Source organism: Streptosporangium sp. DT93 (assembly GCF_049844535.1).
Lineage (GTDB): Bacteria > Actinomycetota > Actinomycetes > Streptosporangiales > Streptosporangiaceae > Streptosporangium.
Window position 1 is genome coordinate 426,980 of record NZ_JBNCLF010000002.1, and the last position, 26,917, is coordinate 453,896.

Consider the following 26,917-nt stretch of genomic DNA (forward strand, 5'->3'; position numbering starts at 1 on the left):
GCCCGGTTCGATCAAGGATGGGCGACCAGGGTGACCGCGATCGGGCGGTGATCGGAGTGCGGGACGTCCGGGTTGACCGGGTCCTTCCCGGCGAATCCCGGGGTGACCAGGACGTGGTCGATCTGCTCGACCGGGCCGCCCCGCCCGCTCGGGATGGTGTCGAACGGCCTGACCGCGTCCAGCGGGTCGGTCAGGCCCGCGCCGGTGAGCACCTTCCAGGCCGCGTCCCCGGGCTGGAGGTTCAGGTCGCCGGCCACGACCACCGGGGAGCCCCGCCCGGCGGCGTCCTTGACGATCCCGGCGAGCTGCCCGACCTGCGCGAGATCGTTCCGGTCGGGCGAGGGCTGCAGGTGGGTGCCGATCATGACGAACTCCCTGCCCCGCCAGTTCAGCCCGACCTCCAGCGCCTGCGCGCCGGTCGGGCCGCCCTGGACCAGCACGTGGTTGCGGATCGACGTGATCGGCAGCGTGGTGAGCAGCGCGTCGCCCCACACCTCGTCGGTCGCGGGCGCCCAGATGTAGTGCATGTCCAGCCGCTCGGCGATCAGCCGTACCCCGTCGTGGCCGCCGTTGAGGAGCCAGCCCCGGTCGGCCTCGCTCAGCACGACCACGTGCGGCCTCAGGCGCCGCAGCTCGTCGGCCTGCTGCTCCAGGGAGAGCCTGCCGGACTCGCCGTACCCCATCCTGATGTTGTACGCCGCCACCCGCAGGCCGTCCGGCGGGGGCTCCCAGCGCGGCACGTCGCCCTGCCACAGGGGCACGGCGGCGACCAGGGCGATCGAGGCGGTGGCGGCCGCCGCGAACCGCCGGTCGTAGGAGAGGCGGGGCAGTCCCGCGCCGCCCACCAGGGCCAGGGCCGCGACGGCGATCGCCGCGGCGATCGGCACCCACCCGTTGGGCAGGTAGAGGTCGTAGGCGGCGTAGTAGCCGAAGACGAACACGACGAACAGCAGCATGCCCCCGGCCATGGCCAGGCCGCGCCGGGCCGGCCGGTCCGGGCCCAGGGTCGTCGCGGCGTGCGCGAGGCAGGCGCCCAGCGCGACCTGGCCGACGACCTGCGCGGCGATCGTCCAGCCGGGCGCCACCCCCTGGACGCCGTCCACGGTGGCCCTGCCCAGGGTGAACGCCACCGCCGAGGCGACCAGGGCGATCGCGGGAAGCAGCGGGCGGCGCAGCACCGGCAGCGCGGCGGGCAGCACCGACACCACCGCGAACGCCGCCACGATCACGGCGGCGGCCTGCTGGGCGGAGTCCGTCGCGGCCTGGGCGTGCGCGGTGTTGCCCGTGTACAGCCCCCACAGCAGCAGGGCCGGGCCGATCGCGAGCCAGGCGCGCGGGGCGCCGGAGTACTCCTCGTCCGCGGGGACGGCCCGGATCAGCAGCATGCCGAAGAGCCCCAGCTCCACCGCCAGCAGCAGCCACGGGATCGGTCCAGGGCGCCACATCAGGTCGATGCCGTCCAGCGCCGCGTGGATCACCGTGGAGGCCGCGAGACCGGCGATCACCCCGGCCATCACCGGCCGGGCGTCCAGGGTGGCCATCGCGGTCGCCACCAGCCAGACGAGCCCGGCCAGCAGGCCCACGCCGGCGACGTAGAGCTGGAGGTCCCCGCCGCCGGTCGTCTGGAGGACCAGCCGGGCCAGGAGCAGCACGCCGCCCGCGCCGAGGGCGATCAGCGGCGGCCTGATCCTCCTGGCGAGCGGGACGGCGAGGAAGGCCAGGACGAACCAGGACAGGGCGAACAGGCCCATCAGCTCGGCGGGGGTGCTCCCGGCCCGGCCGAAGAGTGTGATCAGTGACGGCAGGAAGACCCTGAGCACGTCCGTCAGCACGACCACGCCGAGCGCCATGTCCAGGCGAATCCGCATTTTTCCTCCAAAGAACGCGAGCTATCCTCGCCTTCTTCGTGTCGCGTGACAAGGGCGGCCGGACAGGGCGGCGCCGTTCAGGGAGAGGCCGGCTCGTCGCCGGGAGGGGAGGGAGGCCCGGCCGGGCCGTCGAGGTACCGGAACGCCTCGTGCGCCGAGCGGACGCTGTCGCGCAGCGCCTGCTCCAGATGACCGGCGTCCTCGGCCAGCCGTCCTATCTCCGGTACGGCGAAGGCGTCCGCGCCGGACTCGGCCAGCAACTCCTCGTAGCGGGGGAGCCGCGAGCGGAGCACCGCGATCTGCTCGTGGGCCCGCAGTGCCCGCTCGGCGTCGGCGACGTGTCCCGCGTAGCGCTCCAGCGCCTCGACCCGCGCGGTCACCGCGGCCTCGCTGGCGGTCAGGGCGCGTTCCAGCGGCGCCATGGCGGCGGCCACCTCGGGCGTGCTCCCGCCGTACACGAAATCGCGGTGCTCGTTCCGCAGCGCCGAGATCTTCGCCAGCAGGCGGGCGATCTCCCACTCCTGCGCGGGGAGCATCACTGAGTTGCGCGCGTCGTCCAGCAGGCCGGTGGCGTTGACCTGGGAGTGCAGGATGAAGTCGATCGACTGCTGGGTCCGGTCGAGCAGCCGCCCGGCCTCGTGGTCGAAGTCCTCCGCCAGCAGGTAGCGGCCCTCGTACCAGCGGGCCTCGCGGTAGAGCTCGCCCTCCTCCGACTCCGACTCCACCGGTTCGCGGGCGGCGAGGAGACCGACGAAGACCACGAAGAACAGCAGCGCGACCGCGAAGAACAGCAGCCTGACGTCGAAGAACAGCAGGACCATCAGCGCGAGCGCCGACAGCGCGCCGCCCGACTGCAGGAAGCGGCTCGGCAGGCGTGAGGGAGGCGAGGGGGGCTCGGGGCTCCACCCGGCCCTGATGCGGGACAGCATCGATCCGTGTCGGCGGAACAACTCGGCGATCCGGGGGGGAACTTCGGGATCGACCACCACGCGCCGCACAGGTTCGCCCTCCGTGTCAGTCAGGGTCAGTCAGGACCTCTACGATTCACATCAGCCGTCGAGATGGCGGAACGCCTCGTGCGCCGAGCGTACGCTCTCGCGCAGCGCCCGCTGAAGCATGTCGGCGTCGTCACTGAGATACCCGATTTCGGGCAGCGAAAAGGTGCTGGCGCCCGCCTCGGCGACGAGTTGCTCGTACTCGGGCAGGTGGGTGCGGAGAATCTCGATCTGTCCCTGGGCGAGAAAGGCGCGCTCGGCGGCGGCCACGTGCCCCGCGTAGCGCTCCAGCGCCTCCACCCGCGCGGTCACCGCGGCCTCGGTGGCGGCCAGGGCGCGTTCCAGCGGCGCCATGGCCGCGGCCACCTCCGGGCTCCTGCCGCCCCTGGTGAGGTTGCGGTGCCGGGCGCGCAGCGCGGAGAGCTTGGTCAGCAGGCGGGCGATCTCCCACTCCTCCGCCGGGAGCATCACGGAGTTGCGGACGCTGTCGAGCATGCCGAGGGCGTTGATCCGGGACTTCACGATGAAGTCGATGGCACGCTGAACCCGGCCGAGCAGGCGCCTGGCGACGTGGTCGAAGTCCTCCAGGACCAGGAAGCGCCCCTGCCACTCCCGGGAGTGCCGGTACAGCACACGCTCGACGGAGTCGACGGGGGAGGGCTTCCTGGCGATGTAGACCACGGCCAGGATGAGCAGGGACAGGGCGATCAGCGTGGCGAGGACCGGGAGGACGACCATGACCGGGGCCCCGAGGACGGCGAGACCGGCCGGGGCCAGCGCCGTGAAGCCGCCGAGGACTCCGGCGAGCGCCCCCGGGACGCGGGAGCCGCCGTCGCCCCTGGGCACGCGGCCGGTACGGAAACGCGAGAGCAGCGGGCCGTTATGGCGGAGAAGATCGGCGACTTCCCTGGGGACCTCCGGATCGACCACCACGCGATGCACAGGCTCGCCCCCTTTGCCGTGTTCGATGAGCATAGCGATTAACCATGTCTCGGGTCGTGCGCCCTTCCATGGTGCCCCTTTTGGGAAGGGGGTGCGGGGCGGAGCGGTGATCGGTTCGTCCTGGTGGGGGCATCGTGCCGGAGAGGGGGCGGTGGCGGCCCGGGGACGGCGACGATGTCCCGTCCGCGGAGAGGGCGTGCCGTGTCCGGGAGGAGATGTCGGGCCCGGGGAGGACGTCGTGCCTGTGGAAAACGCCCTGCCGGGGAAGACGCCGTGCCGGGGAAGACGCCGTGTCCGGGAAGACGCCGTGTCCGGGGGAATATGCCGACCTGGGAGGGGGCGTGTCCGGGAAGGGGTGTCGTCCCGCCCGGCAGGGTGGTCTCCCGCCCGGGAAACAGAAAATCCCAGGCCGTCGGCCTGGGATCTCTCTGGTGGACGATACAGGGATTGAACCTGTGACCTCTTCCGTGTCAGGGAAGCGCTCTCCCGCTGAGCTAATCGTCCTCGGGTGAATCAGAGCGGAAGACGGGATTCGAACCCGCGACCCTCACCTTGGCAAGGTGATGCTCTACCACTGAGCCACTTCCGCATATCCGCCTCGGGTTTCCCCTCGGCACCCGCACCACTTTACCGGACCCCGGGGGGTCCGTCGGTCGTGCGTTGAGGTGGAGACGGGATTTGAACCCGTGTAGACGGCTTTGCAGGCCGTTGCCTCGCCTCTCGGCCACTCCACCGGCCGGACCCCGAAGGATCCGCCGGAGCGGAAGACGGGATTCGAACCCGCGACCCTCACCTTGGCAAGGTGATGCTCTACCACTGAGCCACTTCCGCGTGACCCCGGGAACCACTCCGGAGCACGGGGAAAACTCTAGCGCCTCCGCCGGGCGGATGTGCGCACCAAGCCCGACCGAGGCGCATCCTCCACCGTGACCGGCCGGACGTCGGAGGCGCGGACGAACATGATCCGGTGCCCGAACTGGATCTGCCGGTAACGGATCTTCCCGGTGACGATCCGGTGCCTGGACGCGTCGTAGGAGGCGGCCCTGAGGTAACGGGCACGCCGGGTCATGGCGACGCTGTACACCTGCCCGGCGGGTATCGAGTACTGCAGGGGTGTCAGCGGCTGGACGGGCACGTTCTCCGGGTAGGCCGGGGCGCCCGGGTAGGCCCTGCCGTACACCCTGACCGGGGCGCGGCCGGGCCGGGGGGTGACCAGCGGGCCGGAGGCGGGCAGCGAGGTGGGCGCGGCGGCCGGGTCGCTGAACCACGCCTTCTGCCCGAGGTACCAGATCGCGGTCCAGCCGTCACGGCGCTCGGCGAGCGCGTACCGCTGGCCGGTGGAGGCGCGGGCGGCATGATCGTAGACGCTGTAGCTGGACCCGCCGGTGGGGTGCTTGCCGATGTCCTTGACCAGCGGCGCCGTGGGGGAGGGGCGGGTACGCAGCCAGACCGAGGCGGCCCCGAGCCTGCGGCACCCGCCGGGGCAGCCGGTGAAGCCCGGGCTGTTGGAGGCGTAGTGGGGTTTGATCAGCACGGAGCGGGCGTTCTCGCCGCCCGAGGCGCGCAGCGGGCTGCCGAGCAGCTCGAAGTAGTGGCCCCAGTCCCAGTAGGGGCCGGGGTCGTCGTGCATGCCGCTCACGGTCTCGGGGGTGGTTCCCGGCACGTTGTCGTGCCCGAGGATGTGCGCCCGGTCGAGGGGGATGTCGTACTTGCCGGCGAGATGGCGCACCAGCCTGGCCGACGCCACGTACATCGCCTCGGTGAACCAGGTGCCGCCCCTGGCCAGGTAGCCCTCGTGCTCCAGGCCGATGGACCGGGAGTTGACGTCCCAGTTCCCGGCGTGCCAGCCGATGTCCCTGCCCCGCAGGTGCTGGGCGATGTGGCCGTCACGGGACCGGATGGTGAAGTGCCAGCTCAGGTAGTCGGGGTTCTTGGCCAGCCGGGTCATGGCGTCGTAGGTGGTCTCGCCGTCGTGGATCACGATGTAGTCGATCTCCCGGTCGCCCTCGAAGCGGTCGTGGTTGCCGTACCCGCCGCCCTTGAGCCGCTGGTAGACGGCGGGGATCCACTCGCAGGAGACGGTCCTGGGGCAGTCGGGCCCTGCCGGAGGGACCGCGACGGGCGGCCGTGCCGCGACGGGCGGCCGGACCGCGGCGGGTGGCCGGGCGGGGAGGGGTGGCCGGGCCGCGGCGGGTGGACGGCCCGCGGCGGGTGGACGGCCCGCGGCGGGTGGACGGCCCGCGGCGGGCGGGGGGACCTGGGCGGGGGGACGGGCCTGACCGGCCGGCCGTGCCGTGGCGGGCCGTGCCGTGGCGGGCCTGGCGGTCGGCGCGGCGGCGGGACGCGCGACGGGCTCGACGACGGGCCGTGCCGCAGGCCGTACGGTCGCCGGTCGTGCGGCGGCAGGAGGTACGGAGGGGTCTGTGGTGAGGTGCGCGGCGGTGGCTGCGGCGGGGTCTGTGGTGAGGTGCGCGGCGGTGTCGGTGGTGGGGGTGGCGGGTGCGCGCCGCTGTGCCGTCCGGACGGGGGACGTCCAGGCGGAGGGCGTCCACGCCGGGGAGGTCCGGGCGGAGGATGTTCGCGGGGGTGAGGTCCGGGCCGGGACCCGGGGGGTCAGGCCGGGTCTCGCGGGCAGCGCCACCGCCTCGCCGTCGTCGGTCACGCGGGCGGCACCGGCGCGGATCGTCGCGTAGACCTCGTCGGCGAAGGAACGCGCGGCCTCCGTGAGGACCGTCCCCGGCCCCGGCCGCGATGTCTCAGGGCCGGGAGGGCCGGAGTAGCGGGCCACGGCCGCGTACCAGCCCGCCGGGCCGGCGTGCGGGTCGCCGCCGGTGGCGCGCTGGTGGCCGGCGAGCAGCGCGGCACCGCCCATGATGTTGGCGCAGGGATCCCGCCGCAGCCGCTCGGGGGAGATGCCCGACAGCTCCGAGGCCCGGCGCAGGGTGTCCTCCGGCGGGGCCGGTTCGACGGCCGGGAGCGGGATCACGTGCGGCCTCCTGTCGTCCCCGCGCGTGTCCTCGCCCGCCCCGTGCGGGAGTCCCCTGTCCGCGCGGCCGTCGACCAGGTGCATCGGCCCGTACCCGGCCGAGACGCTGGGCAGTCCCGCGTGACCGTCCCATCGCGACTCCAGGTAGGAGACCCCGAGCAGCACGCTCTCCGGCACCCCGTACGCCCGCGCCGCCGCGGCGAAGGCGGCCTGCCTGCCCGCGGGCGGCGCCCCGGGCCCGGGAGCCGTTCCGGGGGTGCAGGTCGTTCCGGCTCCGGAAGGCGTCCCGGACGTCGAGGGCGTCCCCGGGCCGGGCGGTGCCGGGCGCGACGAGCGCGGTGCCGCCTGTTCGCCGGAGCGTTCCGCGCGTGCGGGAACGACCGAGACCAGCACGGCGAGAGCGGTGACGACGGCGGTCCCCGGCAGGCGGCGCATAGTGTGATCCTCTCTCTCCGGTCACTACCTAGAGTAATCAGAGATGACCGAATGTCGCGCATTCTGACGGGGATGAGATTTGAAGAGATTCTCTGCCCGAAATCGGGCAGAAAACTTGTTGTTCTCTTCTCCGAATGCGTAGGGTCCTGCTCTGTGTCCATGGCGCGGTATCCGCACGAGGATCTGATCACCCACCTGACCCGGACGAGCGGGCTCGGCCCGGGCGAGGCGGCGCGGGTCGTGGCGGACGTCCTGGCCTACTTCTCCGAACCGGTCGAGGAGTTCGTCCGGCGGCGGCACGCCGAGCTCAAGACCAGGGGGCTGGTCAATGACGAGATCTTTCCCAGGGTGGCCGCCGAGCTGGCGGTCCGCCGCGTCGCGGCACCCGAACTCTCCCTGCGCCAGTTACGCCGGATCGTCTACGGATAGCGGGTGCTCCGGATCGTCTACGAACAAGGAGCGGACGTATGTGCGGAATCGTGGCCTATGTGGGGCCCAAGGACGCGGCACCCATCCTGCTGGAGGGCCTGCAGCGTCTTGAGTACCGGGGCTACGACTCCGCCGGGGTGGTGGTCTCCAACAAGGGCCTCAAGATGCGCAAGGTCAAGGGCCGGGTGGCCGACCTGGCGGCCGTCATGCCCGCGCGCTTCAAGGGCGGGCTGGGCATCGGCCACACCCGCTGGGCCACCCACGGCGCGCCCAGCGACGTCAACGCCCACCCGCACCTGTCGGCGGACGAGCGCGTCGCCGTCGTGCACAACGGCATCATCGAGAACGCCGACCAGCTGCGCGCCAAGCTGGAGGCCGAGGGCGTGGTCTTCCTCTCGGAGACCGACACCGAGGTGCTGTCGCACCTGATCGCCCGTACCGTCAAGGAGGCCGACTCGCTGGAGGAGGCCGTCCGGGCCGCGCTCAAGCTGGTCGTCGGCACGTACGGCATCGCGGTGCTCGACGCCGAGCGGCCCGGCGAGGTGGTCGTGGCGCGCAACGGCAGCCCGATCGTGCTGGGCATCGGCGAGAAGGAGATGTTCGCCGCCTCCGACGTCGCCGCGCTGGTCCGCTACACCCGCCAGGTGGTCCACCTGGAGGACGGCGAGCTCGCGGTGCTCAAGGCCGACGGGTTCACCACCTTCGCCAGCGACGCGCGCGAGACGGCCAAGGAGCCCCTCACCGTCGACTGGGACGCCGGCCACTACGACACCGGCGGCTACGAGCACTACCTGCTCAAGGAGATCTCCGAGCAGCCCGACACCGTGGCCAGGACGCTGCGCGGGCGCCTGGACGACCGCTTCCACATCGCGCACCTGGGCGGCCTGAACATGGACGCGCGGGAGACCCGCTCGTTCCGCCGGGTGAAGATCATCGGCTGTGGTTCCGCGTACTACTCGGGCCAGATCGGCGCGCAGCTCATCGAGGAGCTGGCGCGCATCCCGGCCGACGCCGAGCCGGCCAGCGAGTTCCGCTACCGCGGCCCGGTGGTGGAGGCCGACACCCTGTACGTGGCGATCAGCCAGTCCGGGGAGACCTACGACACCCTCGCCGCCGTCCAGGAGCTCAAGCGCAAGGGCGGCCGGGTGCTCGGCATCGTCAACACCGTGGGCAGCGCGATCGCCCGCGAGTGCGACGGCGGCGTCTACCTGCACGCCGGGCCCGAGGTCTCGGTGGCGAGCACGAAGGCGTTCACCTCGACGGCCGTCGCGTTCGCGCTGCTGGCGCTGCACCTGGGCCGGGTGCGGGACCTGTCCCCGGCCGAGGGCCGGCGGATCTGCGACGGCCTGCGCAGGCTGCCCGAGCAGATCAAGGAGATCCTCGTGCTGGAGCCGGAGATCAGGGAGCTGGCGCACAAGTACGCCGGGGCGCCGAGCATGATGTTCGTGGGCCGGGTCCGCGGCTATCCGGTGGCCAGGGAGGGCGCGCAGAAGCTCAAGGAGATCTCCTACGTGCACGCGGAGGCCTACCCGGCCAGCGAGCTCAAGCACGGGCCGCTGGCGCTGATCGGGCCGGAGATGCCGACGGTGGCGATCGTCCCCGACGACGAGCTGCTGGACAAGAACCTCACCACGCTCGGCGAGATCCGCGCCAGGGGCGGGCGGGTGCTCATGGTCGGCCACCGCGTCGCCGACCCCAAGCTGGCCGACGACTGCATCGTGGTGCCCAAGAACGAGACCGAGCTGGACCCGATCCTGCTCTCGATCCCGCTGCAACTCTTCGCCTACCACGCCGCCGTCGCGCTGGAGCGGGACGTCGACAAGCCCCGCAACCTGGCCAAGAGCGTCACCGTGGAGTGAGAACCACCCGCCCGGCCGGTCACACCCCCCACTCCATGACAGAAAGTGATATCGACGTAACCTAGGGTATAGGAGGTTCCTGGGGGAAGGGGCGCTTATGCGCCGCAGGGGGTTTTTCGCGCTGGCGGCGGGGACCGCGCTGCTCGCGGGCTGCGCGGCCGGGGACGCGCCCGCGGGCACGGTGGTGGACCGGCTGTTCCTCCTCGAACCCGCGGCCGACGGCCACGGCTGGGACGGCATCGCGCGCCGGCTGGCCTCCGTCATGGTCCGCTCGGGGCTGGCCCGCACCGTCATGGCCGTCGACCGGCCCGGGGTGCTGGGGTCGGCCCCGCGTGACGCCTTCGTCGTCCCCGGCGTGCCCGACCTCGCCGGGGCCGCCGGCGATCCCGGTGACCCCGGCCACCTCGGCGGCCCGGAGGCGTCCGGCGCGCCGGACGCCTCCCGCGCCTCGTTCGCGCGCGAGGGCAGGCTGCTCGTCACCGCGATGCCCATGGTCGCCGCGGCGGAGATCGCCAACACCACCGCCGTGGTCGAGGCCGCCACCCCCCTCGCCCGGCTGGCCGGCGACTGGCTGGCCCTGGTCGTCCCGGCCGGCTCCCGGTTGCGCGCCTTCGAGGACTTCGCCGCCGCGCTGCACCGCGACCCGGCGAGGCTGACGGTCGGGGGCAGGCTGGAGGGCGGCTCCGACCACGTGCTCTACGGCATGATCGGGAAATGCCTCGGGGTGGACACCCGGCTGCTGGAGTACGCCGGGTACCTCGTCGCGGAGGACGCGGCCGAGGCGCTCCGGCTGGGCCGGGTGGCGGCCATGCTGGGGTCGGCCCGCGCGCTGCTGCCGGGGATCTCCGCGGGCCGCCTGCGTCCCCTGGCGGTCTCCTCGGGGGTCAGGATCGAGGGGATCGACGCGCCGACGCTGATGGAGCTCGACGTCCGGCTGGAGTACAGCGACTGGTGCGGGTTGCTCGGCCCCCGGGACATGAGCCCGGGGGACAGGCAGGCGGCCGTCGCCCTCTGTGAGAGGCTCGACGCCACGCCGCACTGGCGCGCCCTGTGCGCGGCGAACGGGTGGAGCCGGGTCTTCCTCGGCGGCGACGACTTCCGCAGGTGGCTGTCCACCGAGACCGGCCGGACCCGGGGCGTGCTTCACGAGCTCGGGCTTTTGACGTCCTCAGACACAACCTGTTGGGGTAGTTGCGTCAGGCGGCCCTAGATGTAGGATCCTGATCGTTGCTGGTTCGCCCCGCGAGGGGCGAGGCAAGAGGGAACCCCGGTGAGAGTCCGGGACTGCCCCGCAGCGGTGAACGGGAACGAAAGCCGTCATTGAGCACTGGGTGAGCCATGCCTGGGAAGCGACGGCCGGTAGGTGTGTGCGGTGCGCCCGTGAGTCCGAAGACCTGCCGGTGACGTTGTTGTCCAGGGCCTCGTGGGAGGGCTCGCGGAACGAGGCGATCCGGCGTGCCCGGAATCGCTCGCGGACGCGTGCCCCCGGCGGAGCCGCAGGGGGAAGTCCGAACGAGCGAGGGCATGACGTGACAGAGACCTTGGCGCGGACCGCAGCGCAGACCGGCGCGCGGGCGGGGAGCGGCGCGGACGGGGCCGGCGGGGCCGGCGGGGCCGGCGGGGCCGCAGCCCGCAGGCTGGCCATCGACGAGGCCGCCGCGGGAGTGATCACCGATCCGGAGAACTCCAGGATCGCCGCCGCGATGCTGGCCGGGCTGATCGCCGACGAGGCCGCCGAGCACGGCGTGCGGACCTTCTCCGACTCCGTCGCCGCCACCCACGAGGCCGGGCTCGTCCAGGACCGGCTCGCGGAGTTCGTGGCCGCGCACGCCGGCGCGCTGGACGCGCTGGTCGTGCCCGGGGCAGACGACCGGTTCGAGTACTTCGGGCTGCGTACCGTCTACGACCGCTACCTGCTGCGCCACCCGAGCACCCGCAAGGTGCTGGAGCGCCCGCAGCACTTCTTCCTGCGGGTGGCCTGCGGCCTGTCCGAGACCGTCGGGGAGGCCGCCGAGCTGTACGCGCTGATGGCCTCGCTGTCCTACCTGCCCAGCTCGCCCACGCTGTTCAACTCCGGCTCGCGCAGGCCCCAGCTCTCCTCGTGCTTCCTGCTCGACTCGCCCCGCGACGAGCTGGAGTCCATCTACGAGCGCTACACGCAGGTCGCCCGGCTGTCGAAGTACGCCGGGGGCATCGGGATCGCCTGGACCAGGGTCCGCTCGCGCGGCTCGCTCATCCGCGGCACCAACGGCCACTCCAACGGCATCGTGCCCTGGCTGCGCACGCTGGACTCCAGCGTCGCCGCCGTCAACCAGGGCGGCCGGCGCAAGGGCGCGGCCTGCGTCTACCTGGAGCCCTGGCACGCCGACATCGAGGAGTTCCTCGAACTGCGCGACAACACCGGCGAGGAGGCCCGGCGCACGCACAACCTCAACCTCGCCAACTGGATCCCCGACGAGTTCATGCGCCGGGTCGAGGCCGACGCGACGTGGTCGCTGTTCGACCCCAAGGACGTCCCGCACCTGACCGACCTGTACGGGGCGGCCTTCGACGAGGCGTACCGCGCCGCGGAGGCCGAGGGCCTGTCCGCCCGGCAGATCCCGGCCCGCGCCCTGTACGGGCGGATGATGCGCACGCTCGCCCAGACCGGCAACGGCTGGATGACCTTCAAGGACGCGGCCAACCGGACCTCCAACCAGACCGGCAGGCCGCGGAACGTCATCCACCTGTCCAACCTCTGCACCGAGATCCTGGAGGTGACCGGGGACGCGGAGACCGCGGTCTGCAACCTGGGCTCGATCAACCTCGCCGCGCACCTGTCCGCGCCCGGCGCGGCGGCCGCTGCGGGGGCCGCCGAGGGGACCGGCACGGCGACCGGGGCGGGGACCGGTACGGGAACCGGAGCGGGGACCGGCGAGGGGATCGACTGGGACCGCCTGCGCGCGACCGTCCGCACCGCCGTGCGCTTCCTGGACCGCACCATCGACCTGGGCTTCTACCCGACCCCCGAGGCCAGGAACGCCAACCTGAGGTGGCGGCCGATCGGGCTCGGCATGATGGGCCTGGCCGACGTCATGTTCGCGCTCCGGCTGCCGTTCGACTCGCCGGAGGCGCTGGAGCTGTCCACCCGGATCTCCGAGGAGATCGCGCTCGCCGCCTACGCGACCTCCTGCGACCTGGCCGCCGAGCGGGGCCGGCACCCCTCGTACGAGGAGACCAGGGCCGCGGGCGGGGTGCTGCACCCCGACCACTACGGTGCGGCCACGTCGGAGCGGTGGGCCCGGCTGCGGGAGCGGATCGCCGTGACCGGGCTGCGCAACTCGCTGATGATCGCGATCGCGCCCACCGCCACGATCGCCTCCATCGCCGGCTGCTACGAGTGCATCGAGCCGCAGGTGTCGTGCGTCTTCAAGCGCGAGACGCTCTCGGGGGAGTTCCTCCAGGTCAACCGCTACCTGGTCCGCGACCTTCAGGCCAGGGGCCTGTGGACCCCGGCGATCCGCGACGCCGTCAAGCGGGCCGACGGCTCGATCCAGGACATCCCCGAGATCCCGGACGACCTCAAGCCGCTCTACCGCACCGCCTGGGAGCTGCCGCAGAAGGCGCTGATCGACCTGGCCGCCGCGCGCACCCCCTACATCGACCAGTCGCAGTCGCTGAACCTCTTCATGGCCACGCCGACGATCGGCAAACTCTCCTCGATGTACGCCTACGCGTGGAAGTCGGGGATCAAGACCACCTACTACCTGCGCTCGCGCCCGGCCACCCGGATCGCGCAGGCCACCGTGGCGGCGCAGGTCCAGGCAACCCCGGACACGTCCCCGGCCGGGATCCCGTCGGGGACGGGGACGGGGACGGAGGCCGGGGCGCCGGGCACGACCGGGTTCGTCGCCGACGCCGGTGCCGTCGCCTGCTCGCTGGAGAACCCCGAGTACTGCGACGCCTGCCAGTAGAACGCCGATCGCTCTCTTCCCGTTCCACCTGTTTCATGAAAGGCACCGCTTCCGATGCTGCTCGACCCCGGCATGGATCTCACCCTGCGGCCGATGCGCTACCCGGAGTTCTACGAGCGCTACCGGGCGGCGATCCGCAACACCTGGACCGTCGAGGAGGTGGACCTCGCCTCCGACCTGGCCGACCTGGCGCGGATGACCCCCGAGGAACGCCACCTGATCAACCGCCTCGTGGCGTTCTTCGCCACCGGCGACTCGATCGTGGCCAACAACCTGGTCCTCAACCTCTACCAGCACCTCAACGCGCCCGAGGCGCGCCTCTACCTGAGCAGGCAGCTCTTCGAGGAGGCCGTGCACGTCCAGTTCTACCTGACCCTGCTGGACACCTACCTGCCCGACCACGACGAGCGGGTCAAGGCCTTCGCCGCGGTCGAGCACATCCCCTCGATCCGCGACAAGGCCGGGTTCTGCTTCCGCTGGATCGACTCGCTCGGCGGGCTGACCCGGCTGGAGACCCGCCAGGACCGGCGGGCGTTCCTGCTCAACCTGATCTGCTTCGCGGCGTGCATCGAGGGCCTGTTCTTCTACGGGGCCTTCGCCTACGTGTACTGGTTCCGCTCCCGCGGCCTGCTCAGCGGCCTGGCCACCGGGACGAACTGGGTGTTCCGCGACGAGTCCATGCACATGGAGTTCGCCTTCGGCGTGGTGGAGACCGTACGGGCCGAGGAGCCCGAGCTGTTCGACGACGAGCTCACCGAGCAGGTCACCCGGATGGTCGAGGAGGCGGTGGCGGCGGAGCTGGCCTTCGCGGCCGACCTGTGCGGCGAGGGCATGCCCGGGATGGGCGTGGAGCCGATGCGCCTCTACCTGCAGTACGTGGCCGACCAGCGGCTGGTCAGGCTCGGCATGCCCGCCCGGTACGGCACGGCCAACCCGTTCGCGTTCATGGAGCTGCAGGACGTCCAGGAGCTGGCCAACTTCTTCGAGAGGAGGGTTTCGGCCTACCAGATGGCGGTCGAGGGGAATGTCACCTTCGACGAGTCCTTCTGATTAGCTGGAGAACCCGGAAAGGCAGCCGAAAGACAGAAAGACCGAGGGGACGTCGTCCGTGTCCAACTGGATGATCATGATCGTTTCCGTGGCCGCCGCGATCGTGGCGGTGGAGGCGGTGCGCAGGGTGCTGCGCTCACGGCTGATCGGCGAGAGATGGATCCTCGCCGGCCCGCTGGTGCGCCGCTGCACCTGGCCGGGGTTCGCCACGGCCGCCGTGGCGACCGCCTACACCGTCTACACGCCCGACCGCACCGGCGAGCCCACCCTGGTGGCGGGCTCGGCGGGCCAGGCGATCGATCGTGGTCTCAGCCTGGTCCTGATCGCGTGCGCCACCTGGCTGGTCGTCCAGGCCGCCTACGCGATCACCGACGTCGTCCTGGACCGGCTGGTCGCCGTCGAGGGCGAGCGCAACCGCAGGGCCCGCCGCATCCGCACCCAGATCACCCTGGTCCGCCGGGTCGCCTCGGCCGTGATCATCGTGGTGGCACTGGGCGCGATGCTCTTCACGTTCCCGCAGGTACGGGCGCTGGGAGCGGGTCTTCTGGCCTCGGCCGGGATCGCCGGCGTCGTGGTCGGCATCGCCGCCCAGTCGACGCTGGGCAACATGCTCGCCGGGCTGCAGCTCGCCTTCAGCGACGCGCTCCGCCTGGACGACGTCGTCGTGGTCCAGGACGAGTGGGGCCGCATCGAGGAACTCAGCCTGACCTACGTGGTGCTGCGGCTGTGGGACGAGCGCCGGCTGGTGCTGCCGGTCTCGTACTTCACGGCCAACCCGTTCGAGAACTGGACCCGGCACAGCAGCCGGGTGGTCGGCCACGTGTTCATCAGGGCCGACTGGTCGGTGCCGGTCGAGGAGCTGCGCGCCGAGCTCTACCGCGCGCTGCGCGAGCACCCGCTCTGGGACCAGAAGGACTGGACCCTCCAGGTCACCGACACCCTCCCCAACGGGCTGCTGGAGCTGCGCGCCCTGATGAGCGCCTCCGACTCCGCCAGCGCGTGGGACCTCAAGTGCGACATCCGCGAGCACCTGGTGGCCTTCGTCCGGGACAGGTACCCCGAGTCGCTGCCGCGCTTCCGGGTCGACACCCCGCCCGCCTCGGCGGCCGTTCCCGGGCTGTTCGCCGGGACGACGGCGGGCGGGCCGGGTCCGCGTCCGGTGGGCTCCCGGGGCATGGGCGGCGACAGGCCGGGGGAGGACCCGGCCTGAGGCGACCGCCGGTGCCCCAGGCGCCACGGTCGCGGCGGATCCCGTCCTGGGACGACCGGTCTCATGGACGCCACGGTCGCGGCACCCCTGGCAGGCGTCGCCGTCGTCGCACCCGTCCTGGGACGACCGGTGGCCTCAGACGCTGCAGTCGCAGCAGCAGCCGTCGCACTTGCCGCAGCACCGGCAGCAGTCGCAGCACCCCTGGCAGGCACCGCCGTCGTCGCACCCGTTCAGGTAGCAGCGGTCGTGCCAGGGCCTGCGCCGCTCCGGGCTCCACCGGGGCCGCCACATCCCGCAGCTCAGCAGGGCCCCCACGGCCGCGGCCGACTTGCGGACGAACCCCGGCCGCTCGTAGGAGTGCCCGGTCCAGGGGGCGGGTTCCGTGCCCGGCGCGGGGCCGTCCTCCGGGGCGAGGCGCGCCGTCTCGCGGGGGAGGGGGTGGGCGGAGCCGGAGGCGTGCCGGAACGTCCGGTCCACCGCGCGCCGCACCTCGGTCCCCAGCAGCGCGTCCACCAGGTGCCGGTCGGCGGGCTCCAGTTCCAGTTCCAGCAGCGCGAGCTCCAGGCCGTGCGCGGCGTCCTCGCAGAGCCGCCGCGCCTCCCGCGTCGAGGTGCCGGTGGCGGCCAGCGGGTTGAACGCCCCGCGCGCCTCGTCCTCCCGGCGGTCCTCGACCGCGTCCAGCAGGTGGGCGATCCGGCCGAAGAACCGGCCCGCCTCGGCGAGGGCCGCCGCGTTGCCCGGCCTGCCGGCGAGCGTCGCGGTGTGCGAGAACGCGGCGGCGACCGCCTCCTCGGTGGGGCCGGTCAGCTCCAGCAGCGTCGCCCCCGTGCCGCTCTCCAGTTCGAGCTGGAGGGCGGCCGTCGCGGCCAGCGGGGCGGTGTCGAACCCGATCGAGTCGCCCATCCGGGCCCCGGCCGCCTCCCAGCGGGCCGCCAGCATCCGGCGCGCGGGGGCGGTGCCCGGCGCCGCGTCGCCGTCGGCCGCGTGGTCGCGGAGTTTGCCCGCCGCCAGGACCAGCGAGACGGTGGCGGCCAGCCGCGCTCCCCGGGCCCGGGCGTCCACCACGTCGGCCGTCCGGAACCCGCGCAGCGCGCAGGGCCCGGCGGTCCGGTGGGGGGAGCCCGCGGGGTCCTGCGCCTCGGTCAGCACCGAGACGATCAGCCCGTCGTAGTTGGTGGCCAGCCGGGCCGCGTGTCCCTGGCCGTCGCGGAGCGTCAGGCACAGGCCGCACAGGTGAGCCGTCCAGGCCCTGTGCAGCGACGGGCAGGAGTGGTCGCCGCAGGGGCGGATGATGCCGAACATGCGCGCTCTCGGGGGTGAAGGGGCGGGCGGAAAACAGGGATACGTACCGGGAGAATGTATCTCTTACGGGGAATCTTCGCCGGTCCGCTTCCGCGGGAGAGCCCTCCTCTCCGAGAAGCGCCACCTCCGCGCCACTTCCGCGCCGCCACCGCCATCGCCACCGTGCTCCCGTGCCGCCGCCTCCGCCGGAACATCGCCCGTTTCTCTCCGCGACACCGGGGACGGAGAGGTCAGCCGGACATGACCTCGTAGAGGTTGCGCGTCTCGTCGGCGAAGAACACGCCGCGCGGGCGGAACGGGTGGCCGGTCCGCCCGTTGTCGGGGTGGGCCGGGTGGTCGCCGTAGGGCACCCCCAGCTCCCGCAGCCGGGCGAGGATCCCGTCGAAGGTCTCCGGGTCGACGTCGAACGCCAGATGGTGCCCCTGGGGATCCTCCACGGTCATGAAGTCGAAGGTGAGCGTCTCGTTCACCCGGACCGGGACGAAGTGGCCCCGCGCTCCGGCCGGGGGCAGGCACTCCAGGCCCATGACGTCCGCGAAGAAGGCGGCGGCGCGGCGGTTGTCGAGGGCGGGCACGATGGTGTGGTCGAGCGTGATGGTCATGGTCGAATCCTTTCCGGGTCTCAGGTGAGGGCTCCGTGCACGAACACGTCGACGAGATCGGAGCTCAGCTCGGGGCCGTCCCCGGTTCCGCGGGCTCCGGCGAACACGATCGCCTGGAAGAGCGAGGCCAGGCGTTCCGGCGGCAACCGCAGGGACTCCCGGTCGGGCTCGAACAGCTCGGCCAGCGCCGCGCGGCTCCGCGCGAAGGAGTCCTCCCGGCCGGGCCGTCCCGCGGCCCCCTCCCCGGGCGCGGGGCGACCGCCGCCCGGCCGGTCCCCGGAGCGGTGGCCGGAGGCGTGCAGGGCACCGGCGACGCTGCCGATCCTGGCCAGGTGCGCCCGCATGGCGTCGACGGCGTCGACGAGACGGCCGGTCAGCGGCTGCTCCAGCGGGATGGCGGCGAGCTGCTCCAGCACGTGGTCCGGGCGCAGCGCCTCGGCCATGCAGGCGTCGAACAGCTCGTCCTTGTCGGCGAACACGCGGAAGATCGTGGCCTCGCCGATCCCGGCGGCCCGGGCGATCTGGCCGGTGGTCACGGTGGCGCCGCGCTCGGCGATCAGGGGGAGGGCGACCGCCACGATCATCTCGCGGCGCCGCTCAGGGCTCATTCCCGGCGCGCGTCGCCGGTCGGTGGTCTCCATGCGCCCATTGTGCGGAGTGAGTGCTCACTCCGTCAAAGTGTTTTCGAAGGGGCGGGAAAAAGGTGGGAAGGGTTTGGAAGGTCCGAGGGGAAGGCGCGCGAGCTCCTGGACCCGGCCGGGGCGGACCGGCCGGACGGAGTGGTGACGATCGGGGACGGCGGGGTGAGGCGCGCGAGGCCCTTGACCCGGCCGGGGCGGACACGCCCCGACCGGACCCGCCGGGCCGGGTCAGCGCTCGACGATCTCGTTCTTGCCGATGACCACGATGCCCCCGCTGGTCACCGCGAAGCGGCTGCGGTCGTACTCCAGGTCGAAGCCGATCCGGGCGCCGTCCGGGATGATCACGTTCTTGTCGACGATGGCCTTGCGGACGATGGCGCCCCGGCCCACCTTGACGTTGCCCATCAGCACCGAGTCCTCGACCTGGGAGTGGGAGTGCAGCACCACGCCGGGGGAGAGGATCGACCGCAGGGCGAGCCCTCCGGACACGATCGCGCCCGCCGAGACCAGCGAGTCCACGGCCCGGCCCACCCGGTCGCCGTCGTTGTGCACGAACTTGGCCGGGGGCAGCGGGTCGTGGCCGGTGTAGATGGGCCAGTGGCCGTTGTACAGGTTGAAGACCGGGTGCGCCGAGATGAGGTCCATGTGGGCCTCGTAGTAGGCGTCGAGCGTCCCGACGTCGCGCCAGTAGCCCCGGTCGCGCTCGGTGGAGCCGGGCACGACGTTGTCGGCGAAGTCGTACACCTCCGCGCTGCCCGACTTCACCATCATCGGGATGATGTTGCCGCCCAGGTCGTGCTTGCTCGCCGGGTCGAGCGCGTCCTCGCGGAGCGCGTCGATCATCGACTGGGTCTTGAAGACGTAGTTGCCCATCGAGGCGTACACCTGGTCGGGCGCGTCCGGCAGGCCGACCGCGTCCTTGGGCTTCTCGCGGAAGGCCGTGATCTTGCGTCCGGCCGGGTCGGTCTCGATCACCCCGAACTGGTCGGCCAGGGAGATCGGCTGCCTGATCGCGGCCACGGTCACCTCGGCGCCCGACTCGATGTGCTGCTGCACCATCTGCCGGGGGTCCATCCGGTAGATGTGGTCGGCGCCGAACACGATCACGTGGTCGGGCATCTCGTCGTAGATCAGGTTCAGGTTCTGGAACAGGGCGTCGGCGGAGCCGGAGAACCAGTGCGGGCCCAGGCGCTGCTGGGCGGGGACCGGCGTGACGTAGTTGCCGAGCATCGCCGAGAGGCGCCAGGTACGGGAGATGTGCCGGTCGAGGCTGTGGTTCTTGTACTGCGTCAGCACCACGATCTGCAGGTAGTGACCGTTGGCCAGGTTGGACAGCACGAAGTCGACGAGCCGGTATATCCCCCCGAAAGGCACCGCCGGCTTCGCTCGATCAGCTGTCAGAGGCATGAGCCTCTTACCTTCTCCACCGGCGAGCACGATCGCGAGGACTCTCATGAATGGACCTTAACCTGACGACCAGGGATGAAACACTAGGCTGCTCGTATGCGAGTGGATCTGCTGACCCGTGAATATCCCCCCGACGTGTACGGAGGCGCGGGTGTTCACGTCGAATACCTCGCCCGGGAGCTGCGCAGGCTCGCCGACACCCGGGTCCGCTGCTTCGGGGCCTCCCGGCAGGAGGAGGGCGTCTCGGCCTACCGGGTGCCCGGCGGCCTGGAGACGGCCAACGCCGCGCTCCAGGTGCTCGGCGTCGACCTGGAGATGGCCGCCGGGTGCGAGGGCGCCGACCTGGTGCACAGCCACACCTGGTACGCCAACTTCGCCGGTCACGTGGCCAAGATGCTCCACGGGACGCCCCACGTGGTGACCACGCACAGCCTGGAGCCCCTGCGCCCCTGGAAGGCCGAGCAGCTCGGCGGCGGTTACACGCTGTCGTCGTGGGCCGAGCGCGGCGCGCTGGCGGACGCCGACGCGATCATCGCCGTCTCCGAGGGCATGCGCCGCGACGTGCTGGCGAGCTACCCGGAGATCGCGCCGGAGAAGGTCACGGTGATCCACAACGGGATCGACACCGGGGAGTACGCCCCCGACCCCGACACCGGCGTCCTGGAACGGCACGGCATCGACCCGAGCATGCCGTACGTGGTCTTCGTCGGCCGCATCACCCGGCAGAAGGGCCTGGTCCACCTGCTGCACGCGGCGCGGGACTTCCACCCCGACGCCCAGCTCGTGCTGTGCGCGGGCGCCCCCGACACGCCGGAGATCGCCGCCGAGGTCACCGCGCTGGTCCGCGGGCTCGACCGCGAGGGCGTCGTGTGGATCTCGGAGATGCTCCCCCGGCCGGAGGTGATCCAGATCCTCACCCACGCGACCGTGTTCGTCTGCCCCTCGGTCTACGAGCCGATGGGCATCGTCAACCTGGAGGCCATGGCCTGCGAGACCGCGGTCGTGGCCACCGCCACCGGCGGCATCCCCGAGGTCGTGGCCGACGGCTCCACCGGCCTGCTGGTCCCCCTCGACCAGGCCGCCGACGGCACCCCGCACGACCCGGACGCCTTCGCCGCCGCCATCGCCGAGCGGGTCAACCGGCTGCTGGCCGACCCCGCCCTCGCCACCCGGATGGGCGAGGCCGGGCGGATCCGCGCGGTGGAGCACTTCTCCTGGGAGCGCATCGCCGAACGGACCATGGAGCTCTACCGCCGGGTCGCGGGGGAGCGGACGGGCTGACCCCGCCCGGGGGGCGGGGTCACGGGGCGGCGATCAGCCGGTGATGAAGTGCAGGATCACGTTGTGCACGTGATGGGCCTTGTCGTCGCCCCGGAACTCCACCTCGTAGGTGTGGGTGCCGACGTGGATGGCGATGGCGCCCGAGGAGAAGAACGAGCCCGCGAAGGACTTGTTGCTCACCACGCTCACCGCCGACACCTTCCCGTACGGGATGCTGGTGATGGCGACCTTCTTGCCGACGAACGACTTGTCCTGCACGATGACGCGCTTGTCGGTGAGCCCCAGGAAGCCGGTGCCCGCGCCGATGGCGTCGTAGACGGCGATGATCTGCTCGCCGGGCATCAGACCGCTCTCGATCTGCTGGTACTGCTCCTTGCGGTCGTACACGACCTGTGCCATGGGACTCGCAATCTCTCGGAGGGCCGGTCCTGTTGTGAAACGAACGTCCGGGGGGCGTGGTTCCTGGCCGAGTAGGGTCGGCCCGTGAACTTTCAGATGAGGATCACCGATCGTCACGGCGGCGTCAGCTCCGTGCCCTACGACAGCCGCAACCTCGGAGGCATGTGCGGGGACGACCCCGGCGCGGTCGCGGAGAACAGGGCCGTGACCGCCGCCGGGTTCGGCCTGGAGCGGGTCGTGTTCATGCGTCAGGTGCACGGGGCCGACGTCCGCTACGTCGAGGAGCCGTTCGGCGACGACCCGCCGCCGCTGGACGGGATCTGCACCGGCGTGCCCGGTCTCGGCCTGGCCGCGCTCTGCGCGGACTGCGCGCCCGTGCTGCTGGCCGAGCCCGAGGCCGGTCTGGCCGGGGCCGCGCACTCGGGCCGGGTGGGCACCGTCGCCGGGGTGGTCCCCGCCCTGGTCGGGGAGATGGCCGGGCGCGGCGCGGACCCGGCGCGGATGACCGCGCTGATCGGGCCGATGGCCTGCGGCACCTGCTACGAGGTCCCGGCCGAGCTGCGCGACGAGGTCGCGGCGACGCTCCCCGAGGCGTGGTCGATCACCCGCCGGGACACCCCGGCCCTGGACCTGCGGGCCGCGATCACCGCGCAGCTCGGCAGGGCGGGCGTCGGGGAGATCACCCACGACACCCGCTGCACCATCGAGACCGCCGACCTGTTCTCCCACCGCAGGGACGGCAGGACCGGCAGGTTCGCGGGCTACGTCTGGCTGGAGCCCTGACGCGGGTCCCCGTGGCGGGCTCTCGGGCCCTGCCCGGTCCCGGTGTCGGTCTCAGCCCCGGTCCCGGTCCTGGTCTCAGCCCCGGTCCTGGTCTCAGCCCCGGTTCCGGTGCCCGGCCGGGGCCCGGCCCGTCACGGGCCGGGCCCCGCCGGGGTCACGGGGTCGCTCACGAGGTGACGCGCTCCAGCACGACCACCGGGATGTCCCGGTCGGTCTTCGTCTGGTAGTCGTCGTAGGCGGGCCAGGCGGCCGCCATGATCCGCCACAGCTCCGGCTTCTCCTGCGGGGTGGCGGTGCGCGCCCTGGCCTTGAAACGGTCGCCCAGCACCTGGACCTCGACGTCCGGGTCGGCCTGCAGGTTGAGGTACCACAGCGGCGGGTCGTCGGCGCCCCCCTTGGAGGCCACCACCAGGTAGTCGTCGCCGTGACGCTGGTAGATGAGCGGGGTGTCCCGCCGTTCGCCGGACCTGCGGCCGACGGTGGTGAGGATCAGGGCCGTGGTGCCCTGCCACTCGTGTCCCTCGGCCCCGTCGGTCGCGCGGTACCGCTCGACGTGCTCTTTTCCGAACAGCATGATCTGCTCCCTCTGACGGTTGAGTGGATGATTACCCCCGGGAGGGAACGGATCACCTCGCCCCGGCCGCTCAGCCGGCGGACAGGATGCTGCCGTAGGCGCGGGCGGCGAGGTCCGCGATCAGGTCGTGCGCGCCGAGGACCTCGGCGTACTCGGCCCCGGCCTCCGCCGCCGTCGCGGCCACCAGTCCGCCGGGCGCCTCCGGGCCCAGGACGCACGGGGAGAGCGCGATGCGCTGGGCGCCGATGCCGCGCAGCCGCTCGGCCGCGGCGGCCACCGAGGGGGCGCTGTCCAGCGAGGCGACCAGCACGGGCAACGTGAGGCGCGAGGCCAGCAGCACGGCCGTCGGCTGTGCCTCCGCCGCCGCGTTCTCGCCGCCGACGGTGGCCAGGACGACCGCGTCGACCGGGCTGGAGACGTTGATCAGACGCATCCGGTCGGCCCGCGCCAGGCCCTTCTCCGCCAGGCGAATGTGCAGGGCCTCGGCGAGCAGCGGGTGCGGGCCCAGCGGGTCGGTGACCGTCACCGCGACCCCGCTCGACGCCACGGCCGAGGCGATCAGCCGGTCCGCGACCGGATGCGGGCCGGTCAGCAGCGGGACCACGATGGCGGCGGTGACGCCGTCGGGCCGCTCCCCGGCCGCCGATTCCAGCTCGGCGGTCAGGAGCTTGCCCTCCTCGTCGAGGCCGGCCAGGCGTACCTGGATCTGGGGGTTGTCCACCCGGACGAGGGCCGCGAGCTCGGCTGCGGCGCCCGAGGCGTCGCCGAGCGCGGCCAGCACCAGCGCCGGTGCCTCGGGCGGGAGCTGGGAGGGCACGGGCCTGCGGTGCCTGCCGGAGGGGCGGACCGGACGCCCTCGTACGGGGAGGATGGGACTCTCGCTCACATGCGCGGACTCTAGGGCCATTTGCTGATTTCCGTCACCTCAAACGCCACTATTTCCTCACAACATTGTGTCGAGGTGAGGTGCGGCGGCGCTGTCAGACGTCGCGGTGGCCCTCCCACTCGTCCTCCAGCGCCGAGTGCACGACGGAGTCGCGCCAGGCCCCGCGCGCCCGGACGTGGTGCCTGATCCTGCCCTCCTCGACCATCCCGGCGACCAGCATCGCGAGCTGGGCGGCGGTGTTGGCCGGGGAGCGGGCGCCCCACATGCGGTGCAGGCGCAGGTCCCGGAAGCCGAAGGTGAGGATCAGCCGGATCAGGTCGGTGCCGATGCCCCGGCCCCAGTGGTCGGGGCGCAGGCCGAGGCCGATCTCCGCGCTGTGCGGGTGGTCGGCCTCGATGTGCAGGCGGGCGACCCCGAAGGCGTCCCCGTCGTCGAGGCCGGTCACCACCAGCACGTAGAGCAGCCGGGGCTCGGCCGTCCGCGCGTTCATCGCCTCGACGATCGTCTCCTCGACCTCCTCGCGGGTACGGGGGTCGAACGGCAGATGCTCGGTGGCGGTGGGGTCGCCGTAGACCGCGTGAAGGGCGTCCACGTCGTCGATGGTGACCTCACGTAGCCGAAGCCTCTTGCCGGTGATCTCAACGGAGCGCATACGCGGGTACCGGCGTCTCGGGGATTCCACGGCCGGAGATCGTCCCGCCAAGCGGACATACCATCATTTAGTGATCTTATACGGATACTTCGGTGGCTGCCCAGGGCCTCGGGTGCGCCGCGGTCCCTCATGTCGATCATCTCTGGGCCGGGGGCCGGGGGCCGGGGGCCGGGGACGAGGGCCGGGGGGCGAGGGCCGGGGGGCGATGGCGGGGATGGCCGTCCTTCGCCACCGCCCGTCCGGGTCTCCTTCGTGGCGGGTTCGCGGGCCGGATGGACCGGAGGGTTCGGCGCGTCGGGAAGGTCGTGAAGGAGGGCGGCGGCGGGAGGTGCCGGCAGGGGGCGGTGCGGGAAGGGGAGGAACCGGGGCGCGGGAGGGGGAGCGGTCCGGAGCCCGGTCGCTCGCGCGGATCCCCCGGGGAGGGGGACCCGCGCGAGGTCAGGCTTCCCGGGAAGCGGTCCCCGTACGCGTTCCCGGGTCGCCGCCCGGGTCGCCCGCGCCGCCCGCGCCGCCCAGGTCGCCCGGGGCGCCGGGGAGGCCGACGTCACGTGGTCGCGGAGCACCGTCGTGCGGTGCGTCGTCGCGCGGGCCGGGGGCCATGGCCAGGCCCACCGCGGTGACGGCCAGTGCCGCGACCACGTAGAGCGAGACGGCGACGGTGCCGCCGAACCGGTCGAACAGCCAGATCGCGATGATCGGGGCGGGCGCGCCCCCGAAGATCCCGGCGACCTGGTAGCCCATGGAGGCGCCGCTGTAGCGCAGCCGGGTGCTGAACAGCTCGGCGATGAAGGCGGCCTGCGGGCCGTACATCGCGGCGTGGCAGGCCAGCGCCACCACCGAGGCCAGCGTGATCAGCGGGAAGGATCTCGTGTCCAGCAGCGGGAAGAAGGCGAACACCCAGACCGCGGCCCCGGTCGCGCCCGCCAGGTAGACCGGCCGGCGGCCGACCCGGTCCGACAGCGCGCCGAACAGCGGGATCAGGAAGAGCTGGAAGACCGAGCCGATCAGCACCGCGTTCAGCGCGACCCCGCGTTCCAGCCCGAGGGGGCCGGTCACGTAGGCGAGGATGTAGGTCACGAAGGTGTAGAAGGCGACGTCCACCCCGATGCGGGACAGGCCCGCGGACAGCAGTGCGCGCGGGTGCGTGCGCAGCACCTCCACCAGCGGCATCCGCGCCTTCGCGCCCGCCCGTTCCACCCGGGCGAAGAGCGGGGACTCCACGATCCGCAGGCGGATCCAGAGCCCGACGACCACCAGCACCCCCGAGAGCAGGAACGGCACCCGCCATCCCCACGACAGGAACGCCTCCTCGGACAGGGTGGCGGACATGATCCCGAGCACGCCGGCGGCCAGCAGGTTCCCCGCGGGCACGCCGACCTGGGGCCAGCTCGCGTTGAACCCGCTCCTGCGGGGGTCGCCGTGCTCGATGGACATCAGCACCGCCCCGCCCCACTCGCCGCCCAGGCCGAGCCCCTGGAGGAAGCGCAGGGCGGTGAGCAGCAGCGGGGCGGCCACCCCGAGGGTGGCGTAGCCGGGCAGTAGGCCGATCGCGAAGGTCGCCGCGCCCATCAGCAGCAACGTCGCCACCAGCACGTTCCTGCGGCCGATGCGGTCGCCGAAGTGGCCGAACACGATGCCGCCGAGCGGCCGCGCGACGAAGCCGGTCGCGTACGTGAGGAAGGCGAGCAGCGTGCCGGTCAGCGGCTCGAAGGTGGGGAAGAAGAGCTTGTTGAAGACCAGGGCGGCCGCCGAGCCGTAGAGGAAGAAGTCGTACCACTCCAGGGAGGTGCCGACCAGGGCGGCCGCGATGACCCGCCTGGTCTGGGATGTCGCCGTCACGTGTACTCCTTGAGGGGAGGCGTCACCCGGGGACGGCTTCCACCGGGTTCCTTCAACATAAGAATCGTTGAACAATTCGACAAGACTTTTGTTTCATGATTTCTTGGGACCGTGGAAGACGTGGCCGCCGCACTGCGGCACGACCGGGGGCGTCTCGGGCGCAGCAGCACCGCCGAGAAGGTCGCCGACATCCTCCGCGACCGGATCGCCGACGGCTCCTTCGTCCCGGGCGAGCGGCTGTCGGAGGAGAGCATCGGCGCCGTGCTGGAGGTCTCGCGCAACACCCTGCGCGAGGCGTTCCGGCTGCTCGGGCACGAACGGCTGCTGGAGCACCGGCTCAACCGGGGGGTGTTCGTCCGCGTGCTGTCGGCCGAGGACGTGGCCGACATCTACCGGGTGCGCAGGGTGATCGAGGGCGCCGCGGTCCGGTCCGGCGCGAACGTCACGCCCGCGGCCCTGGCCATGATCAAGGAGGCGGTGTCGGAGGCCTCCCTCGCCGCCGGGGAGGGGCGCTGGCAGGACGTCGGGACGGCCAACATCCGCTTCCACCAGAACCTCGCCGCGTTGAACGGCAGCCCGCGGCTGAACGAGACGATGCGCCAGCTGCTGGCCGAGCTGCGGCTGGTCTTCCACGTCATGAGGAACCCGCGCTCCTTCCACGAGCCCTTCGTGGCCCGCAACCTGGAGCTGGTCGAGCTCATCGAGGGCGGGCGCACCGCCGAGGCCGAGCGGGCGCTGGAGAACTACCTGAACGACGCCGAGGAACTGCTCGTACGGGCATACATCCCCGAGCCGTAATCATCGTGTGATGGGGCAGAATGAGC

General features: G+C 72.4%; 22 protein-coding genes, 4 tRNA genes and 1 riboswitch. Of the genes, 9 read left to right on the forward strand and 17 right to left on the reverse strand.

Going from position 1 to position 26,917, the window contains the following annotated elements; genetic code table 11:
• Positions 1-11: 11 nt before the first annotated feature.
• The 8 genes from ACLQ2R_RS07090 to ACLQ2R_RS07125 form a co-directional block, all read right to left on the reverse strand.
• Positions 12-1,868, reverse strand: a complete 1,857-nt coding sequence (locus ACLQ2R_RS07090) for an endonuclease/exonuclease/phosphatase family protein (protein ID WP_425958520.1) — start codon at positions 1,866-1,868, stop codon at positions 12-14.
• A 77-nt stretch (positions 1,869-1,945) separates the two neighbouring features.
• The gene (locus ACLQ2R_RS07095; RefSeq protein WP_425958521.1) at positions 1,946-2,797 is read right to left on the reverse strand and encodes a hypothetical protein; all 852 of its coding nucleotides are present in this window, start codon (positions 2,795-2,797) and stop codon (positions 1,946-1,948) included.
• 120 nt (positions 2,798-2,917) lie between these two features.
• Positions 2,918-3,838 carry a hypothetical protein gene (locus ACLQ2R_RS07100; RefSeq protein ID WP_425958522.1) on the reverse strand — a complete coding sequence of 307 codons (921 nt, stop codon included), beginning with the start codon at positions 3,836-3,838 and terminating at the stop codon, positions 2,918-2,920.
• A gap of 396 nt (positions 3,839-4,234) precedes the next feature.
• Positions 4,235-4,309: transfer RNA gene (locus tag ACLQ2R_RS07105), tRNA-Val, on the reverse strand.
• A gap of 13 nt (positions 4,310-4,322) precedes the next feature.
• Positions 4,323-4,394: transfer RNA gene (locus ACLQ2R_RS07110), tRNA-Gly, on the reverse strand.
• A 74-nt stretch (positions 4,395-4,468) separates the two neighbouring features.
• Positions 4,469-4,539: transfer RNA gene (locus ACLQ2R_RS07115), tRNA-Cys, on the reverse strand.
• 25 nt (positions 4,540-4,564) lie between these two features.
• Positions 4,565-4,636 (reverse strand) — tRNA-Gly (locus ACLQ2R_RS07120).
• A gap of 37 nt (positions 4,637-4,673) precedes the next feature.
• Complete coding sequence (locus ACLQ2R_RS07125) at positions 4,674-7,226, reverse strand: N-acetylmuramoyl-L-alanine amidase (RefSeq protein WP_425958523.1); 2,553 nt, start codon at positions 7,224-7,226, stop codon at positions 4,674-4,676.
• A 159-nt stretch (positions 7,227-7,385) separates the two neighbouring features.
• On the opposite strand from ACLQ2R_RS07125, the gene ACLQ2R_RS07130 reads away from it, so the two are divergent.
• From ACLQ2R_RS07130 to ACLQ2R_RS07155, 6 genes are all read left to right on the forward strand, one after another.
• A complete protein-coding gene (locus ACLQ2R_RS07130) occupies positions 7,386-7,655 on the forward strand; it encodes a hypothetical protein (RefSeq protein WP_425958524.1) in 270 nt (89 codons plus the stop codon).
• Between the two features lie 38 nt (positions 7,656-7,693).
• Positions 7,694-9,514 carry a glutamine--fructose-6-phosphate transaminase (isomerizing) gene (gene glmS, locus ACLQ2R_RS07135; protein ID WP_425958525.1) on the forward strand — a complete coding sequence of 607 codons (1,821 nt, stop codon included), beginning with the start codon at positions 7,694-7,696 and terminating at the stop codon, positions 9,512-9,514.
• Between the two features lie 97 nt (positions 9,515-9,611).
• Positions 9,612-10,724, forward strand: coding sequence for a tripartite tricarboxylate transporter substrate-binding protein (locus tag ACLQ2R_RS07140; RefSeq protein ID WP_425958526.1), 1,113 nt, complete (start codon positions 9,612-9,614; stop codon positions 10,722-10,724).
• A 4-nt stretch (positions 10,725-10,728) separates the two neighbouring features.
• Positions 10,729-10,930, forward strand: a riboswitch (cobalamin riboswitch).
• Between the two features lie 113 nt (positions 10,931-11,043).
• Entirely contained in the window at positions 11,044-13,467 is a 2,424-nt protein-coding gene (locus ACLQ2R_RS07145; protein ID WP_425958527.1) for a ribonucleoside-diphosphate reductase subunit alpha, read from the forward strand.
• Positions 13,468-13,521: 54 nt separating this feature from the next.
• A complete protein-coding gene (locus ACLQ2R_RS07150; protein ID WP_425958528.1) occupies positions 13,522-14,517 on the forward strand; it encodes a ribonucleotide-diphosphate reductase subunit beta in 996 nt (331 codons plus the stop codon).
• A 58-nt stretch (positions 14,518-14,575) separates the two neighbouring features.
• On the forward strand, positions 14,576-15,727 hold the full coding sequence (locus ACLQ2R_RS07155) for a mechanosensitive ion channel family protein (protein ID WP_425958529.1): 1,152 nt from the start codon (positions 14,576-14,578) through the stop codon (positions 15,725-15,727).
• Between the two features lie 135 nt (positions 15,728-15,862).
• Here the strand turns inward: ACLQ2R_RS07155 and ACLQ2R_RS07160 are convergent, their stop codons facing one another.
• The 4 genes from ACLQ2R_RS07160 to glgC all read right to left on the reverse strand — a co-directional run bounded on the left by ACLQ2R_RS07160 (position 15,863) and on the right by glgC (position 19,727).
• On the reverse strand, positions 15,863-17,029 hold the full coding sequence (locus ACLQ2R_RS07160; protein ID WP_425958530.1) for a DUF5685 family protein: 1,167 nt from the start codon (positions 17,027-17,029) through the stop codon (positions 15,863-15,865).
• Between the two features lie 230 nt (positions 17,030-17,259).
• Entirely contained in the window at positions 17,260-17,631 is a 372-nt protein-coding gene (locus ACLQ2R_RS07165; RefSeq protein WP_425958531.1) for a VOC family protein, read from the reverse strand.
• Positions 17,632-17,651: 20 nt separating this feature from the next.
• Complete coding sequence (locus ACLQ2R_RS07170; RefSeq protein ID WP_425958532.1) at positions 17,652-18,272, reverse strand: TetR/AcrR family transcriptional regulator; 621 nt, start codon at positions 18,270-18,272, stop codon at positions 17,652-17,654.
• A gap of 228 nt (positions 18,273-18,500) precedes the next feature.
• Positions 18,501-19,727, reverse strand: coding sequence for a glucose-1-phosphate adenylyltransferase (gene glgC / locus ACLQ2R_RS07175; protein ID WP_425958533.1), 1,227 nt, complete (start codon positions 19,725-19,727; stop codon positions 18,501-18,503).
• A gap of 48 nt (positions 19,728-19,775) precedes the next feature.
• Between glgC and glgA the strand changes: the two genes are divergently transcribed.
• Positions 19,776-20,960: a glycogen synthase gene (gene glgA, locus ACLQ2R_RS07180; RefSeq protein WP_425958534.1), complete on the forward strand. Its 1,185-nt coding sequence runs from the start codon at positions 19,776-19,778 to the stop codon at positions 20,958-20,960.
• Between the two features lie 33 nt (positions 20,961-20,993).
• Here the strand turns inward: glgA and ACLQ2R_RS07185 are convergent, their stop codons facing one another.
• Entirely contained in the window at positions 20,994-21,359 is a 366-nt protein-coding gene (locus tag ACLQ2R_RS07185; RefSeq protein WP_344900239.1) for a PH domain-containing protein, read from the reverse strand.
• Between the two features lie 96 nt (positions 21,360-21,455).
• Here ACLQ2R_RS07185 and pgeF point away from each other — a divergent pair, with 96 nt between their 5' ends.
• Positions 21,456-22,142, forward strand: a complete 687-nt coding sequence (pgeF, locus tag ACLQ2R_RS07190; protein WP_425958668.1) for a peptidoglycan editing factor PgeF — start codon at positions 21,456-21,458, stop codon at positions 22,140-22,142.
• Between the two features lie 166 nt (positions 22,143-22,308).
• On the opposite strand, the gene ACLQ2R_RS07195 is transcribed toward pgeF, so the two are convergent.
• From ACLQ2R_RS07195 to ACLQ2R_RS07210, 4 genes are all read right to left on the reverse strand, one after another.
• Positions 22,309-22,716, reverse strand: coding sequence for a nitroreductase family deazaflavin-dependent oxidoreductase (locus ACLQ2R_RS07195; protein ID WP_425958535.1), 408 nt, complete (start codon positions 22,714-22,716; stop codon positions 22,309-22,311).
• 70 nt (positions 22,717-22,786) lie between these two features.
• The gene (locus ACLQ2R_RS07200) at positions 22,787-23,602 is read right to left on the reverse strand and encodes a sirohydrochlorin chelatase (RefSeq protein ID WP_425958536.1); all 816 of its coding nucleotides are present in this window, start codon (positions 23,600-23,602) and stop codon (positions 22,787-22,789) included.
• Positions 23,603-23,696: 94 nt separating this feature from the next.
• Positions 23,697-24,254, reverse strand: a complete 558-nt coding sequence (locus ACLQ2R_RS07205; RefSeq protein ID WP_425958537.1) for a GNAT family N-acetyltransferase — start codon at positions 24,252-24,254, stop codon at positions 23,697-23,699.
• A gap of 438 nt (positions 24,255-24,692) precedes the next feature.
• Positions 24,693-26,093 carry an MFS transporter gene (locus tag ACLQ2R_RS07210; protein WP_425958538.1) on the reverse strand — a complete coding sequence of 467 codons (1,401 nt, stop codon included), beginning with the start codon at positions 26,091-26,093 and terminating at the stop codon, positions 24,693-24,695.
• A gap of 120 nt (positions 26,094-26,213) precedes the next feature.
• On the opposite strand from ACLQ2R_RS07210, the gene ACLQ2R_RS07215 reads away from it, so the two are divergent.
• Positions 26,214-26,891, forward strand: coding sequence for a GntR family transcriptional regulator (locus ACLQ2R_RS07215; protein ID WP_425958539.1), 678 nt, complete (start codon positions 26,214-26,216; stop codon positions 26,889-26,891).
• Positions 26,892-26,917 lie beyond the last annotated feature (26 nt).